This window comes from Chryseobacterium sp. KBW03 (assembly GCF_003852415.1).
GTDB lineage: Bacteria > Bacteroidota > Bacteroidia > Flavobacteriales > Weeksellaceae > Chryseobacterium > Chryseobacterium viscerum.
The window spans coordinates 38,655-54,422 of record NZ_QAJO01000008.1 but is presented as its reverse complement, the minus strand read 5'-3'; the positions used below and the strand labels follow the sequence as shown (position 1 = coordinate 54,422).

The window sequence follows — 15,768 nt, the reverse complement described above, 5'->3', positions numbered from 1 at the left end:
AACATGAAAAAAATATTTTTATCCATCGCTTTATTTTCACTTGTAATAAGTTGTAAAGATGATTATCTGGATATAAAACAGGAAGGAGTAACAGAAGCTGATTCCTTTTTCAAAACTCAGGATGATGCGATGCAGGCTACTAACGCAATTTACGTGTTTTTAAGAAGCTGGGAAAATTCTGCATTTCCTTATCAGTTTGTATTTGGAGTACCAGCAGATGATGTGGTGAAAGGATCTAACCCTGGGGATGCTTCCTTTATCAATGCTTACGACCAATTTACTTACACCGTAAGTGATGATGGGGTTAGAGGATACTGGATCGGACAATGGCAGGCAGTGAACAGATGTAACCAGGTGATTACAAATGTTCCGAAAATTGACATGGATGCCACCTTAAAAATAAGATTGATTGCTGAAGCAAAAATGCTGAGAGCCTATTTTTATTTTAACTTATTGAGAATCTACGGTGGTGTTCCTATCTTTGACGGAATTCCTTCTACTTATACAGTCCCTAGAAACTCTGCAGAAGAAGTGTATAACTTTATTATTTCAGATCTTACCAGTGCTGCAGCTATTCTTCCTCAGACCTATGCAGCAGCAGATCTTGGAAGAGTAACCAAAGGAGCCGCTTTGGGATTGCTTTCAAAAGTTTATCTGTACAAAAAAGATTGGCAGAAAGCATACGAAACTTCTAATCAGGTGATGTCTATGGGATATGATTTAGATCCAGACTTCAATCATGTATTCAGAATTGCAGGAGAATTTGGAAAAGAATCAGTATTTGAAGTAAATAATGAATGTTCAACTCAATTCGGAGGAAGCCAGTATGCAGAGGTCCAAGGAGTAAGAAACCAGTTTGGATGGGGATTCTTTACACCTTCTCAGGCATTGGAAAATGCATTTGAGCCAGGAGATATCAGAAAAGAACTTACTATTCTTAGAAATGGAGAGACTACTCCGGAAGGAGATCTTATTGCGATGGGAGATCCAAACTCTGTAACGACATTTAACCAAAAAGTATATGTTCCGAAAGCGTTGAATAATAGTGCTTGTGCTTATGGTTCAAAACAAAATATCAGAATTTTAAGATTTGCTGAGATTCTGTTAATCAATGCAGAAGCAGCTAACGAATTGGGTAATACCTCTACAGCAACTACTAACCTTAATAGGGTTAGAAGCAGAGCTCAACTAACAGGAACCACAGCTACAACGCAAGGAGCATTAAGAACAGCTATCTGGCATGAACGTAGAGTAGAGCTTGCTATGGAAGGTGACCGTTTCGTAGATCTTGTAAGAACGGGGCAGGCAGCTACGGTACTTGCTTCTTATGGATTCAAAGCAGGGAAGAACGAATTATTCCCGATTCCATTGGATGCAATGAATGCAAGTTTAGGATTGTTTACACAAAACCCTGGCTATTAAAAATAAATCATAAACATTAGAGGAGAATGAAAGTTCTCCTCTTCTTTTAGAACCCAATAAAAGAGATCTCATGAAAAGGAATATATTATCAATTGCCGTTACCTCTTTATTTTTTGTGTATTCCTGTAAAAATATTCCTGTCAAACAACAGGAAATTGGAAAATCTGAAGCTGTAAAAAGTAATATTACTGATGAACAGCTGATGGACAGAGTACAGAAAGATGCCTTTAAGTATTTTTGGGACTATGCTGAACCAAAGTCGATGTTAGGAAGAGAACGTTATCATGAAGACAATATTTATCCGGATAATGATAAGCATGTTATTACTACAGGAGGCTCAGGATTTGGATTGGCAACGATTCTGGTAGGGGTAGAAAGAGGATTTGTTCCGAGAAAAGATGCTGTAAAAAGACTTACTCATATCATGGATTTTCTGGCAAAGGCAGACCGTCACAAAGGAGCCTGGTCACATTGGATCAATGGAGAAACCGGAAAAACCGTTCCTTTTGGTAAAAAAGATAATGGAGGTGACCTTGTGGAAACCGCATTCCTTACTTCAGGAATACTGATGGTTCGTGAGTATTTTAAAAATGGAACTCCTGAAGAAAAAGCATTAGCTGCAAAATGTGACGAGCTATGGAAGGGAATTCAATGGAACTGGTATACCAAAGGAGGTGAAAAAGTATTGTATTGGCACTGGTCACCGGAATACCAATGGGAAATGAATTTTCCTCTTGAAGGATACAATGAATGTCTCATTACCTATATTTTAGCAGCCTCTTCGCCAACTTATTCTATCGATGCGGAGACGTATTATAAAGGCTGGACCAGAAATGGAACCTACCTTTCAGATAAAGAAAAATACGGACTTCCAATGTATGTAAAACACAATGGAGCTGAAGAATATGGAGGACCATTATTCTGGACGCAATATTCATACATTGGCTTAGATCCGACAAACTTATCCGATAAATTAATTAAAAATTATTTTGATTTAAATAAAAATCAAGTCCTTATCGACTATAAATACTGTGTTGAGAATCCAAAACAATGGAAAGGTTACGGACCAAATTATTGGGGGTTAACAGCCGGCTATTCAAGAAATAAAGATGGAAGCGTTGGCTATGATGCTCACTTTCCGCAAAATGATAACGGGGTAATCACTCCTACAGCTGCATTGAGCAGTTTTCCGTATTCACCCAAAGAATCAATGGCTTTCCTGAGGTTCATCTATACCCAAAAGCCTGAATTCATCGGTTCTGCAGGTCCTTACGATGCCACTTCGATCAATTATGACAATTGGACGACACCAAGATATTTAGCGATCGATCAGGGAACAATTGCTCCGATGATCGAAAACTACAGAACAGGATTTTTATGGAAATTATTCATGAATGCTCCGGAAATCCAACAGGGATTGAAAAAATTAAGCTTCCAGTCAGCCAAATATGGAATAAAATAATTCAATAGAAATGGGTTTTAGTCCGTTTAAATAAAAAAGATCAAATCCATTGGCTTTAGCCAAAACCTAAATAACAATATGAAACTAAAATTGAAACATCTTCCCATTTTACTCCTGCCGTTTTCAATGCAAATGAATGCGCAGGAAATAAAAGGAGAATTAAATAAAGAAATTAAAAGGACAGAAAAAATATCCTATATTCTGGATTATCCTCAGAATACAAAAGGAAATGTGCCCTTGATTGTCTTTCTTCATGGTTCCGGTGAACGTGGAAATAATCTTGAGCTGGTAAAAGCACACAGCCCGTTTACGTATAAAAACCTGATCAAAGAACCAGTGGCTATTTTGGCTCCGCAATGTCCCGAAGGGGCATGGTGGGATACCGTTACGGTCTATAATCTGATCAAGGAAATTCAGAAAAAATATAAAATTGATGCATCCCGTATCTATCTTACAGGACTTTCTATGGGAGGCTGGGGAACTTTGAAGCTGGCAATGGAGCACCCGGAAATGTTTGCCGCAGTGGCCTCAGTCTGTGCTCCTACAGATCAGGTAATGACGGCTAATATTCATCAATTTAAAGATTTGAATATGAAAATATTTCATGGAGGAATGGATGATATCGTGTTACCTGTCAATGCTTTTAATTTTTATCAAAAGCTGCATCCGGTAAATCCAACGGCAGAATTGGTTATTTTCCCGAATGACAATCACAATTCATGGGACTCAGCCTATTCAAACCCGCAGCTTTATGAATGGATTCTGTCCAAAAAGAAAGGTAAGTAGGGGGACGAAATTTTTTTAATTAAATGGTAATGGAGATAATGGAACTTGGAAGAATTATGCTAGAAAGCTTTAGCGGAACTAAAAAGAATATCCGTGAGGTGCACCGTTATAAAAATGGAGAGCTTGTAGCATCAGCTTTTTTTGAAAATTTAAGAAGAATAAGAGATTTAAACTTTAAAAAGGCTGAAGAGTTTGAAACCATTTATGAATATTATCAGAATTATGAGGCAGCAATCATGTATGACCGCTCTCGAAATAATACGGAATATGTAATCTCTATTAAAAATATATTTGATGGATATGAAGGATTTAGTACTTATCCTATAGGTTCCAGAGATTTTCTGAAGAAAAAATTAAAAGAAGAAGGTGATTTACAGCAGTTCTTTATTGTAAAAGCAGGAGAGGATGAAATCAGTTATACGTTCAAGGGAGAAAGGCTTATAGAAGTGATTTTTGATATCAAGGGATATGAAGACTCTTATCATATCAATACCGTTTATAGTGAAGATGGAAAGACATGCAAGGTCTGGAAAAAATACATCAATGCTGATTATCCTACAATCATAAAAACTTACGAATTTGCTGATAATATGATTATTGAAAGAGAGGATGACTGGATCAAATATACTGTTTCTGATGAAAGAAACCGTGTGATAAGAATTGGAGATTTCTTGTATGACGAAGAAAAGCTGCATTTGTTTGAGCATTATATGCAAACTGAGGATCAAGAGACATTCAGCAAAATAATGAAGGATATTCGCCTTGAAATTTTCGATTATGATGAATTTGACAATCTGGTATTACATGAGGTGTCGTCCTATCGTCCTGATTTTTCTAAAAATCATCTCACCTCTCATTTGGAAGAAATTGAATATTTTGACCCATACAATATCCATTATGGAAGCGAGTATTGTAAAACAAAAGACGATTATGATGACTATAGAGGAGGCGCAAACAGACTTGAATATCTTGAAGGTAGGGTGAACGAATATAATAAAAAAGATGAGCTCATTGCCATATATTATATTGAAAATGAAAAGAAGTCCCATGCGGAATTTTTCTCATCTACCTATTTTTCAACCGAAAAATATGACGAATATGGAAATACTATAGAATATTGCATAGAGAATAAAGCGACCAATACCATTGAAACAATCAGACACGAAATAATTTATCAGTAAAAGCTGCTGATCAGATACAAAATAATTGGAGATGACCAACTTTCAATGAAGCAATGAAATATAAAACAATAATATAAGAAGATAGATTTATGAAAAAGTTAATTTTACTTGCAACGCTGGCACTTTCGCCGGTGTTTTCTGCCCAGGAAATGGTAACAAAGCCCGTTCAGTCTTATCAGACGGCTCAATATCAGGCTAAAAAGAAAGCTTTTGTAGACAATCTTTTGTCAAAAATGACATTAGACGAAAAGATCGGACAGCTTAACTTACCAAGTTCAGGCGATTTTACTACAGGGTTGGCTAAAAGTTCCGACATCGGTAAAAAAGTTGAACAAGGTTTAGTCGGTGGACTATTCAATATAAAAGGAGCTGAAAAAATCAGAGCCGTTCAGAAAGTAGCGGTAGAAAACAGCCGTCTTAAAATTCCTTTGATCTTCGGAATGGATGTTATTCATGGTTATGAAACTACATTCCCGATTCCATTAGGTTTAGCCGCTTCATGGGATATGAATTTAGTTCAGCAGTCAGCAAGAGTAGCCGCAAAAGAAGCCTCTTCTGATGGGATCAACTGGACATTTTCTCCAATGGTGGATATTTCCCGTGAGCCAAGATGGGGTAGAGTTTCTGAAGGTTCCGGTGAAGATCCGTATTTAGGAAGTGAAATTGCTAAAAATATGGTGTACGGCTACCAGGGCAAAGATCTTGCAAATGGTACCAATATACTGGCTTGTGTAAAGCACTTTGCATTATACGGAGCTGGTGAATCCGGTAGAGATTACAACACGGTTGATATGAGTCATGTGAGAATGTTTAACGAATATTTTCCTCCTTACAAAGCCGCTGTAGATGCGGGGGTAGCTTCTGTAATGGCTTCTTTCAATGAAGTAGACGGAGTTCCTGCAACAGGAAGCAGATGGCTTCAAACAGAAGTTTTAAGAAATAAATGGAACTTTAAAGGTTTTGTGGTAACCGATTATACCGGTATCAACGAAATGGTTGACCATGGCATGGGTGATCTTCAGCAGGTTTCTGCATTGGCGTTGAAAGCTGGTGTTGATATGGATATGGTAGGAGAAGGTTTTTTAACAACATTAAAAAAATCTTTATCTGAAGGAAAAGTAACACAGGCAGAAATCGATCTGGCAGCAAAAAGAGTTCTTGAATCAAAATATGACTTAGGATTATTTACAGATCCTTACAAATATGGCGATGCAAAACTGGCCGCAAAAGAGGTTTACAGCATTGAAAACAGAAATGTTGCAAGAAATGTTGCGGCTCAGTCAATGGTTTTGATGAAAAATGAGAATCAGGTTCTTCCTTTGAAAAAATCGGGAACTGTCGCGGTAATCGGACCATTGGTGAACAATTCACTCAACATGGCCGGAACATGGAGTGTAGCTGCAAAACATGATAAAGCCGTCAACTTAATGCAAGGTCTTCAGGCTAACTACGGAAAAGAAGTGAAGTTCCTTTCTGCTAAAGGTGCCAATATCGATTATGATGCTAAATTAGAAGACATCTATGCAGCTCATGGAAAGAAAACAGACCGGGATAATCGTTCCAAAGAAGAACTTTTAAAAGAAGCGGTAGATGTAGCCAATAAAGCAGACGTTATCGTTCTTGCTATTGGAGAATCTGCAGAAATGAGTGGAGAATCTTCTTCAAGAACTGAAATTACAATTCCTCAATCCCAGGTTGATTTATTAAATGAATTAAAGAAAACCGGAAAACCAATTGCTATGGTTCTTTTCACAGGGCGTCCATTAGCTTTAACCAATGTGAAAGATACTCCGGATGCTATTTTGAATGCATGGTTTGCAGGATCTGAAGCAGGAAATGCAATTACTGATGTCTTATTTGGAAAAGTAAACCCGTCAGGAAAACTTCCAATGACTTTCCCAAGAAGCCTTGGACAGGTTCCTATTTATTATAATGCCAAAAATACAGGCCGTCCATTGAGTCAGGAACTTACTGATAAATGTGAATATCAAAGATTCCGTTCCAACTATATGGATGAATGTAATACTCCATTGTATCCGTTTGGATTTGGTTTAAGCTATACAAAATTCGGATATTCGGATATCGCGGTATCCAATACAAGCCCTAAAGGAAATCAGACGATTCAGGCATCGGTTACTGTAACCAATGATGGGAATTATGATGGGGCAGAAGTTGTTCAGCTATATATCAGAGACATGGTAGGGAGTATCACAAGACCGGTAAAAGAACTGAAAGGCTTCCAGAAAGTATTTTTGAAAAAAGGAGAATCCAGAAAGGTAACTTTCGATATCACTCCTGAAACTCTTAAGTTCTACAACGGAGATTTGAAATATGACTGGGAATCAGGTGAGTTTGATGTTATGATTGGTACCAGCTCTGCTGATGTAAAGCATTCAAAGATCAATTGGACTAAGTAATAAAAAGAAATTTATTCACAGAAATGTGTGTTATGGTTTATTTGGCATGATTTTTAATAATAACTCGGTAACTATTATTATATAAAAAAATCAATATGAAAAAAACAATTTTCCTTAGCGCAATGTTCCTGGGTTCTTTAGTATTTGCACAACAAACACATGTTGTAGGTGGAGACAGAGATGCACATGGATGTATCGGTTCAGCAGGGTATACCTACTCTCAGATTAAAAAAGACTGTGTAAGAACTTTTGAACAAAAGATCAAGCTAACAGAAGTTGATCCGAAAGGAAGTTCTACTTCAATAGCTGCTGTTATTTTTAGCAAAGACATGAAAAAAGCTGAGGTTTTCGTTAAGGATACCGAAGCAAGAAGCATCATCCTAACCAGAGCCGGAGGTAAAGCTAAAGCCTGGAAAAAGGACGGCTATGTATTGGTGCCTTTCAAAAAAAGCGGATACCAGCTTAAAAAAGATAATGTTGTGATCTATCAGTAAGACTGGATTACAAAAAATATAAAGCTACTCGTATGAGTGGCTTTTTTTTGTAACTTAGAGCAAAACTAATACCCCGTTTGGGGACATAGTTTTATCCATCAGAAAACAAAAAATCTTATATATGAAAAAAACAATTTTATTCAGTGCCGTGTTTCTTTGTTCCTTAGTTGTTGCACAAAAAAAAGCTCCAGTGGTAGGAGGAGATAGAGATGTTCACGGTTGTATCGGTTCTGCCGGATATACCTATTCCCAGTTAAAAAATGATTGTATAAAAACTTTCAATCAGAAAATAAAACTAAAAGAAGTAAGCTCAGATAAAAGTTATACTTCGATGACCGCAGTGATTTTCAATAAAGACATGAAAAAAGCTGAAGTTTTTATTCCGGATGGAGCTGCGAAAAGCATTATCCTGAATAAAGAAGGAAAAGAAAAAATCTGGAAAAGCGGGACTCACATTAAAGATAGCTATGTTTTAGTTCCTCACAAAAAGAGCTACCAAATCAAGAAAAATGAGGTAGTAATTTACGAATAAGATCAGATTTCAAAGAATAGGAAACCACTATGCAAATAGTGGTTTTTTTTTATCTTGGAAACCGTTGTATTTTCCAGTATAAGGATCATCTTGGAAATGCAAGAATAAGTTCCGCAAGAAACATCGCAGGCGTTCTTGAAATCACAGATGCTAATGATTATTACCCATTTGGGATGAACCATCTGAAAACTGGAAATGCTTTCTTTGGGCAAGGAAGCTATAAGAATTACAAGTACAATGGAAAGGAATTGCAGGAAAGCGGGATGTATGATTACGGAGTAAGGATGTATATGCCGGACTTAGGAAGATGGGGTGTGGTGGATCCGCTGGCAGAGAAATATCGTAGACATTCTGTTTATAATTATGCTGTAAATAATCCGATAAGATTTATTGATCCAGATGGAAGAGGTGTAAATGACTGGAGAAATAAAGAAGGTCAATTAGTTTATGATCCAAAAGCTAATAATGGAAAGAGGGAGTATACACAATATGCTAGTGATAAAGATAAATCAGCAAGAGCTTTTCTACAAAAAACAGAAACAGGAAGAGAGCAATTTAATAAATTAGTGAATTCAAGCATTCCAACTACGTTAGATGTTCAAGCTGGTAAAGGTCCTACAGAAGGGACGGAACATTATTTAATGGGTAATACCACTTTAGCAAGAGATGTAAAGACACGAAAAGTTATAAATGCAAGTATAGAAATTTATGTGGGGCGTATCGAGGATTTTCCCCCGCTGGCGCGAGCGTCTCGCTCGTGTCCACAAACAAAACAAAACCACTGCAATCGCAGTGGTTTTAGTATCTTAGTCAACGAAAACAAAAGAAAAATGATAAAATATCTGCTCATTCTTTTTCTATGTGCAATTGTCTCTGTTCAGGGGCAACAAGCCATGTCGACTATTTCTAAAAATCAGGATAGTTCTTATGATATCCAGGATAGTGTCATGGTGAAAACCAGAGATGGAGCGATGATTTCTGCGATAGTTGTGAAGAAGAAAGGAGAGAAAGGGCCTCTTCCGGTGGTTTTTCAATTCACAATCTATGTTCGCGATACCGGACGGGACCTTCAAAGTTTGAAGAATACTGCTGATAAAGGATATATAGGCGTTATAGCCTATGCCCGTGGCAAAAGATTGAGTCCGAATGATATTAATCCCTATGAATTTGAAGCCACTGATACCTATGATGTTATTGATTGGATCAGTAAACAAAAATGGTGCAATGGAAGTGTAGGAATGTATGGGGGCAGCTATAATGGTTTCAGCCAGTGGGCAGCCTGTAAAACGATGCACCCTGCATTGAAAACGATTGTCCCTTATGTGGCAAACCGTCCCGGAATGGGGCTTCCTATGGAAAATAATATATTCATTAACCCCAATTATGAATGGGCATTTTACGTCGGAAACAACAAGTATCTGGATAATGAAACTGGAAACGACAGACAGCGTTTCAGATCAATGATGTTTACATGGTGGGATAAAGGCGGAGCATACAACAAAATGGACAGCATTGATGGTACGCCCAACAGATGGTTTCAACAGTGGATCACTCATCCCGATTTTGATGATTACTGGCAAAAGATGGCTCCTTATAAAGACGATTTTAAACAGATCACTATTCCGGTTCTTGCTTTTGACGGATATTATAACGACTCTCAAAACTCCAGTCTTTATTATCTTAAAGAATTGCAGAAGTATAGCCCAAGTACTCCGTTTTATCTGATCATTGGCCCTTATGGACATTTTGGAACCCAGCAAGGAGGTGAGAAAGAAGTGAATGAATACAAAGTAGATGATGTTGCCCTCTTTGATATCAATAAAATTACCTACGAGTGGTTTGATCATATCCTGAAAAATGGGCCGAAACCATCAGTCCTTAAAGACAAAATCAATTATGAAGTCATGGGAGCTAATGAATGGCGCAGTGCTTCTTCCTTTGAAAAAATGAACAATGAGGTTCTGAAATTTTACCTTTCCCATCAAAAAAAGGGAAGTACTTACTTTTTAGATTCCAAAACTTCCAATAAAAATACATTCCTTTCACAGATCGTTGATTTTAAAGATCGAAAATTGAGTGGCAACAGCGATTATTACCCGTCTCCGATAGAGAAAAATGAGCTGGATAAAAGTTCAGGTTTCATTTTCACCAGCAATCCGGTAGAAAAACCAACAATTGTAAACGGCTCTTTTCTAGGAGGACTTCATGTTTCTATTAATAAAAAAGATGTGGATCTGGGAGTAACTTTATATGAATTGACTCCCGAAGGAAAGTATTTCCATTTGTCATATTATATCGGAAGAGCCAGCTATGCAAAAGATATTACCAAAAGAAATCTTCTGAAACCTGGAGACAAAGCATGGATAGAATTTACCAATAGCCATTTTGTAAGCAAAAAACTTCAGAAAGGAAGCAGGCTGGTTGTTAAAATTGATGTTAATAAAAATCCGTTCTCCCAATTGAATTACGGAACAGGGAAGGAGGTAAGCACAGAAACCATAAAAGATGCTTCCATTCCTCTGCAGATCAAATGGTACAATGACAGTTATGTGGAAATCCCGGTTTTAAATGAATAACAGGGTCATTTATTGATTTTAATAGTAGGATTAAAAAGTTTATTTCAATATAAGTGATGTGAAATGAACTGATTATATCTTTGCATTTGAAAAATATGTATATTGGTGTTACCAAATTAAAGCGTAATCCGAAAAGCATATAGAGTAGGAAAAAAACAAAAAATAGTACTATGAAAAATCTAAGAAAACTTTCAAAAAGAGAATTGAAAACAGTTCAAGGCGGTATCCCTATGTGTCTGCCAGGATACTTCTGGTGTTCATTCGTGAAAAAATGTATTTCTGTAGGGTCACCATGCGGACTTATTGATTAATTCGATTCATAAAAATAATGTAAAGAAAAGGCTGTCTCAGAAATGGAATAGCCTATTTTATGTGCTATTCATTAATTGACTTAGGAATCAGGAGCGTTAAGAAAATTTGAATGTAATCCGTTAAAAAATTTCCACTGTCTGAGCATGGGCGAAATTTAGAGCCGAAGAAGAACCATGTGATCCATGCGAGTTTGGAAATTTTAAGAGTACATTGAAATTTTTAGCGGATGATTCCCGTCTTGAACTTTTGTATACTTTTGCTTCAAGGTAAAAGTATAAATGCAAATCTTTTATTTGATTCGGAATATGGTTGAAAAATCATGAAAGCAGGATTTTTATCTCTCACTGAAAAATCGTATTTTTGTGCATCTAAAAAGTAAAAGAACGAATGAATTCCTACAAAAATCCATTGGAAGAGCGCTACTCCAGTGAAGAAATGTTATTTAATTTCTCACACAATAACAAATTCCAGAATTGGAGAAAACTTTGGATAGCTCTTGCTGAAATCGAAAAAGACCTTGGACTTGAAATTACAGACGAGCAGATCGCTGAGTTAAAAGCTAATGCTGAAAATATCGATTATGAGAAAGCAGCAGAGTACGAAAAGAAATTCCGTCATGATGTAATGGCTCACGTTCACGCTTATGGTGATGTGGCGCCTTCAGCAAAAGGAATTATCCACTTGGGAGCAACTTCAGCTTTTGTAGGAGACAATACAGACTTAATTCAAATCCGTGACGGACTTTTAATCTTAAAGAAAAAGTTGGTTAACGTAATGAAGAACTTAGCAGACTTTGCTATTCAATATAAAGACCTTCCTACTTTAGGATTCACCCACTTCCAGCCTGCTCAGCTGACGACTGTTGGGAAAAGAGCAACACTTTGGTTACAGAGTTTGGTTCTTGACATCGAAGAACTTGATTTCTTCCTTGAAACCCTTCGTTTCAGAGGAGTGAAAGGAACTACAGGAACTGCTGCAAGTTTCCTTGAGCTTTTTAATGGTGACTATTCTAAAGTAAAACACTTAGATAAAGAACTTTCAAAAAGATTCGGTTTCGATAAAGTTTTCGGAGTTTCCGGACAAACTTACGATAGAAAAATTGATGCTAAAGTAGTAGCTTTATTAGGAAATATTGCTCAATCTGCGCACAAATTCACAAACGATTTACGTTTACTTCAAAACCTTAAGGAAATTGAAGAACCATTCGAGAAAAACCAGATCGGTTCATCAGCAATGGCGTACAAGCGTAACCCAATGAGAAGTGAAAGAATAGGGGCATTGGCAAAATATGTAATGTCTTTGACAACGAGTTCTGCAATGGTAGCTTCTACACAATGGTTTGAAAGAACATTAGATGACTCTGCTAACAAGAGATTGACAATTCCTCAGGCGTTTTTAGCTGTTGATGCTATTCTATTGATCTGGAACAACATCATGAACGGAATCGTAGTATATCCGAACAGAATCAACAAACACATTATGGAAGAGCTTCCTTTCATGGCGACAGAATACATCATCATGGAAGAAGTAAAAGCAGGGGGTGACCGTCAGGAAATTCACGAGGTGATCAGAGTCCACTCTATGGAAGCATCCAAGAAAGTGAAGGAAGAAGGAAAAGAAAATGACCTTATCGAAAGAATTTTAAATGATGATTCTTTAAAACTAGACAAATCAAAACTCAAAGAAGTTTTAGATCCTAAGAACTTTATTGGTTTCGCACCAATCCAGACGGAGGAATTCATTCAGAATGAAGTTCAGCCTATTTTGGACCAGAATAAAGACCTGATAGGATTGGAAGCTGATCTTAAAGTATAAAACATATGCAGCCTTTTGGGCTGCATTTTTTATTTCCAACCATATGAAAAGTATACTATTAACCATTTTACTATTACCCATTCTCACTTTTTCTCAGCAAAAAGAGGTTTTACATTATTTTAAAACTAAAGATTCCTTGGTTGGAGTAAAAAGTAAAGCAGGGAAAATTATAGTTCCGGCACAATTTAAAATCTTTGGATACCTTAAAGACGGTGATCCGGTAGAAGGAGAAACCATTTTATTTGATGGGAGCAAAGAAGGAAAAAAATATCAGAAAAATACCTGGGGATATGTCTATGACAGAAAAGGAAACTTTCTTTATACCCCATTTCTCTATGACAATGGAGCAGATTATTTCTCTGAAGGCGTAAGAAGATTGGTGAAAAATGGTAAAGTAGGATTTGCAGACCGAAACGGAAAGACTGTCATTGAAGCTGAGCATGATTTTGCATCACCTTTTAATTATGGATATGCTGCATTTTGTGACGGCTGCGATTGGGAGAAAACGGATGATGAGCATAAATCAATTGTAGGGGGAACCTGGGGCATCATGAATGGTAAAGGACAAACTGTTCAGCCCCTGGCTAAACAATCAGAGAAGGATGTTGAAATAGATGGGAAGTATTATCCAAATCCTTTTCAATACAATGGGAAAGAAAAAAATATGCTGCAGTTCTTTGAAAAGCAAAAGAAAAAATTAGCAGACCTTTATTATGTAAACGTTTACAATAAATTATCTGAAAAAGAAAAGAATCTGCTTTTTGAAATCGTGGAAAGACCAAAAGAAAACTTCCCGTATTATCAGGTAAATACCTATGATTACAGGAAAAAAGATTTAGGAATGTTATCAAATTTTAAATTTCTGGTATCAGAAGATGGGAAAGCATTCTATGCAATAGAAGATGAGAATGAAGAAAGAATTCCTTTCGGAGAATGGTTGAAGAATGAAATAGAATCGGCTGAACAATATCAAAAGGAACGCCCGGATAATCCCAATAAGTTCATCAACTAATAAAATCTATACCATGAAAAATGCTTTATTATTTGTATTTGCTTTACTATGTATAAAGAGTCATGCGCAAAATGATCAGACCATCAATTCAATTATTGATGCAAATGCCGAAAAGCTTGCCCAGAAATCAGGAGCTTACTCTGTATCTATCGGGATTCTGAAAGATGGTAAAGTATATACAAGGCACTTTGGAGAAATTGATAAAGGAAAAGGAAATAAAGCAGATGATAATACCTATTTTGAAATCGCCTCAGTAAACAAACTTTTGACAGGTCAGTTGCTGGCAAAAGCGGTTCTGGATGGAAAAGTAAATCTGGATGACGATGTACGTAAATACCTGAAAGGGTCTTACCCAAACCTGGAATATAAAGGCGTTCCGATAAAAGTGAGAAATTTGATCTCTTATCAGACAGCATTGCCGCGAAACCTTCCTAATGATGATGAATTAAGAAAAAATATGTCGGATGAAACTCCCTTTCTGTATAACAAACTGAATGAAAATTATACAAAAGAAGACTTTAAGAAAGATCTGGCAACCGTACAACTGGACATGCTTCCCGGAACAAAATACAGATATAGTAATCTGAGTCTGGAACTTACAGGACTCATGTTGGAAAATATATACGGGAAAAGCTATGAAACCCTTTTACAGGAGAATATCTTTTCAAAATTGGGAATGAACCACACCAAACTGGAGCTCGATAAAAATGAGGTACAGGCCAATGGTTACCATATCAATTACCGTCTGATGCCCGCTTCAAAAAGTGACCTATGGGGTGCCGGCGGTGCAAAAACCAAATCTACAATGGGAGATATGGTGAAGTTTTTAAGAGAAGAATTAGATTCAAAAAATAAAATAGCACAGGAATCACAGAGAAATATTGATAATAGTAAAGAAGCATGGTGTGGATATTTCTGGAACAAATATTTTATCAGTGAAAAAGGAAAAGTAGGCTTTAAACACGGCGGATCCTACGGAACAAATACCTGGTTTGCTGTATATCCCGAATTGAATATAGGGGTTTGTATTATTGTAAATATCAACGGACCTGAAACATTTGGGATCCTTTATAATACAGCTGCGGATTTAGTGGGAAATTTGATTTCTACGTCAGACAAGAAGCAGGTCTATGGATATTCTGTTAAGGGAAATCAAGTTGTTTTCTCTTACACCCATCCAAAGAATCTGAATGCTGACCTGATCAATACCATCGCTGTAGCAGGAAGTTTCAACGACTGGAATCCTGAAAATAAAGAATATCAAATGACCAAGAAGGATAATAACTCTTTTGAATTGGAAGTTCCAATATCCAAATTTGAAAAAGGAAAGACCTATTCCTTTAAATTTGTATTCAATAAAGAAGGCTGGATGACAACTCCTCCAAATGCCTCCAATACCGACGGAACTGAAAATAATAGTCTAGTAATAACATTGTAAAGACAGGTATACTCTGAGTTAATTGAATGAAAAATATATTCGTATTAATATTGACGTTAGCATTTGTGAAAAATTATGCACAAAATGAGAAAACGGTTTATTCAATCATAGATGCAGCTGCTCAGAAAGTTGCAAAAGAATCAAAAGTATACTAAAAATGCATCCAATAATGACGGTACCAAAGATAATAATCTGGCATTCGTTTTATAAGAAAAAGATAGAGGAAAAAGAAAGTAAAAGAGTAAATTTGTACTCAATAATATAGGGTGGATGATAACACCCACAAAGAGGATCGGTACAGAAAGCAATAGTCTGTGATGG

Annotated in this window: 12 protein-coding genes; all 12 read left to right on the top strand. The window is 36.6% G+C overall.

From position 1 onward, the window contains the following. Positions 1-3: 3 nt before the first annotated feature. Positions 4-1,422: a RagB/SusD family nutrient uptake outer membrane protein gene (locus DBR39_RS17520; RefSeq protein ID WP_124535261.1), complete on the top strand. Its 1,419-nt coding sequence runs from the start codon at positions 4-6 to the stop codon at positions 1,420-1,422. A gap of 70 nt (positions 1,423-1,492) precedes the next feature. Further along, positions 1,493-2,884, top strand: coding sequence for a glucoamylase family protein (locus DBR39_RS17515; RefSeq protein WP_124535259.1), 1,392 nt, complete (start codon positions 1,493-1,495; stop codon positions 2,882-2,884). 78 nt (positions 2,885-2,962) lie between these two features. Further along, a complete protein-coding gene (locus DBR39_RS17510; protein ID WP_124535257.1) occupies positions 2,963-3,670 on the top strand; it encodes a prolyl oligopeptidase family serine peptidase in 708 nt (235 codons plus the stop codon). Positions 3,671-3,699: 29 nt separating this feature from the next. After that, positions 3,700-4,851: a hypothetical protein gene (locus tag DBR39_RS17505; RefSeq protein WP_124535255.1), complete on the top strand. Its 1,152-nt coding sequence runs from the start codon at positions 3,700-3,702 to the stop codon at positions 4,849-4,851. Positions 4,852-4,940: 89 nt separating this feature from the next. Continuing rightward, positions 4,941-7,268, top strand: a complete 2,328-nt coding sequence (gene bglX / locus DBR39_RS17500; RefSeq protein ID WP_124535253.1) for a beta-glucosidase BglX — start codon at positions 4,941-4,943, stop codon at positions 7,266-7,268. Between the two features lie 95 nt (positions 7,269-7,363). Continuing rightward, the gene (locus DBR39_RS17495; RefSeq protein WP_124535251.1) at positions 7,364-7,762 is read left to right on the top strand and encodes a hypothetical protein; all 399 of its coding nucleotides are present in this window, start codon (positions 7,364-7,366) and stop codon (positions 7,760-7,762) included. Between the two features lie 121 nt (positions 7,763-7,883). Next, positions 7,884-8,294: a hypothetical protein gene (locus tag DBR39_RS17490; RefSeq protein ID WP_124535249.1), complete on the top strand. Its 411-nt coding sequence runs from the start codon at positions 7,884-7,886 to the stop codon at positions 8,292-8,294. Between the two features lie 29 nt (positions 8,295-8,323). Beyond that, positions 8,324-10,870, top strand: a complete 2,547-nt coding sequence (locus DBR39_RS17480; protein ID WP_410494262.1) for a CocE/NonD family hydrolase — start codon at positions 8,324-8,326, stop codon at positions 10,868-10,870. Between the two features lie 170 nt (positions 10,871-11,040). Then, positions 11,041-11,181: a bacteriocin-like protein gene (locus DBR39_RS24325; RefSeq protein ID WP_153816321.1), complete on the top strand. Its 141-nt coding sequence runs from the start codon at positions 11,041-11,043 to the stop codon at positions 11,179-11,181. A 388-nt stretch (positions 11,182-11,569) separates the two neighbouring features. Beyond that, a complete protein-coding gene (gene purB, locus DBR39_RS17475; protein WP_124535247.1) occupies positions 11,570-12,997 on the top strand; it encodes an adenylosuccinate lyase in 1,428 nt (475 codons plus the stop codon). Positions 12,998-13,040: 43 nt separating this feature from the next. Continuing rightward, positions 13,041-14,009 (top strand): WG repeat-containing protein, encoded by a 969-nt coding sequence (locus DBR39_RS17470; RefSeq protein ID WP_124535245.1) that lies wholly within the window; start codon positions 13,041-13,043, stop codon positions 14,007-14,009. Positions 14,010-14,022: 13 nt separating this feature from the next. Next, entirely contained in the window at positions 14,023-15,447 is a 1,425-nt protein-coding gene (locus DBR39_RS17465; protein ID WP_124535243.1) for a serine hydrolase, read from the top strand. Positions 15,448-15,768: the final 321 nt, after the last annotated feature.

Excerpts from the sequence above, each read along its gene's own strand:
- DBR39_RS17520 (WP_124535261.1), top strand. The coding sequence starts at position 4 with ATGAAAAAAATATTTTTATCCATCGCTTTATTTTCACTTGTAATAAGT.
- DBR39_RS17515 (WP_124535259.1), top strand. The coding sequence starts at position 1,493 with ATGAAAAGGAATATATTATCAATTGCCGTTACCTCTTTATTTTTTGTG.
- DBR39_RS17510 (WP_124535257.1), top strand. The coding sequence starts at position 2,963 with ATGAAACTAAAATTGAAACATCTTCCCATTTTACTCCTGCCGTTTTCA.
- DBR39_RS17505 (WP_124535255.1), top strand. The coding sequence starts at position 3,700 with ATGGAGATAATGGAACTTGGAAGAATTATGCTAGAAAGCTTTAGCGGA.
- bglX (WP_124535253.1), top strand. The coding sequence starts at position 4,941 with ATGAAAAAGTTAATTTTACTTGCAACGCTGGCACTTTCGCCGGTGTTT.
- DBR39_RS17495 (WP_124535251.1), top strand. The coding sequence starts at position 7,364 with ATGAAAAAAACAATTTTCCTTAGCGCAATGTTCCTGGGTTCTTTAGTA.
- DBR39_RS17490 (WP_124535249.1), top strand. The coding sequence starts at position 7,884 with ATGAAAAAAACAATTTTATTCAGTGCCGTGTTTCTTTGTTCCTTAGTT.
- DBR39_RS17480 (WP_410494262.1), top strand. The coding sequence starts at position 8,324 with ATGCAAATAGTGGTTTTTTTTTATCTTGGAAACCGTTGTATTTTCCAG.
- DBR39_RS24325 (WP_153816321.1), top strand. The coding sequence starts at position 11,041 with ATGAAAAATCTAAGAAAACTTTCAAAAAGAGAATTGAAAACAGTTCAA.
- purB (WP_124535247.1), top strand. The coding sequence starts at position 11,570 with ATGAATTCCTACAAAAATCCATTGGAAGAGCGCTACTCCAGTGAAGAA.
- DBR39_RS17470 (WP_124535245.1), top strand. The coding sequence starts at position 13,041 with ATGAAAAGTATACTATTAACCATTTTACTATTACCCATTCTCACTTTT.
- DBR39_RS17465 (WP_124535243.1), top strand. The coding sequence starts at position 14,023 with ATGAAAAATGCTTTATTATTTGTATTTGCTTTACTATGTATAAAGAGT.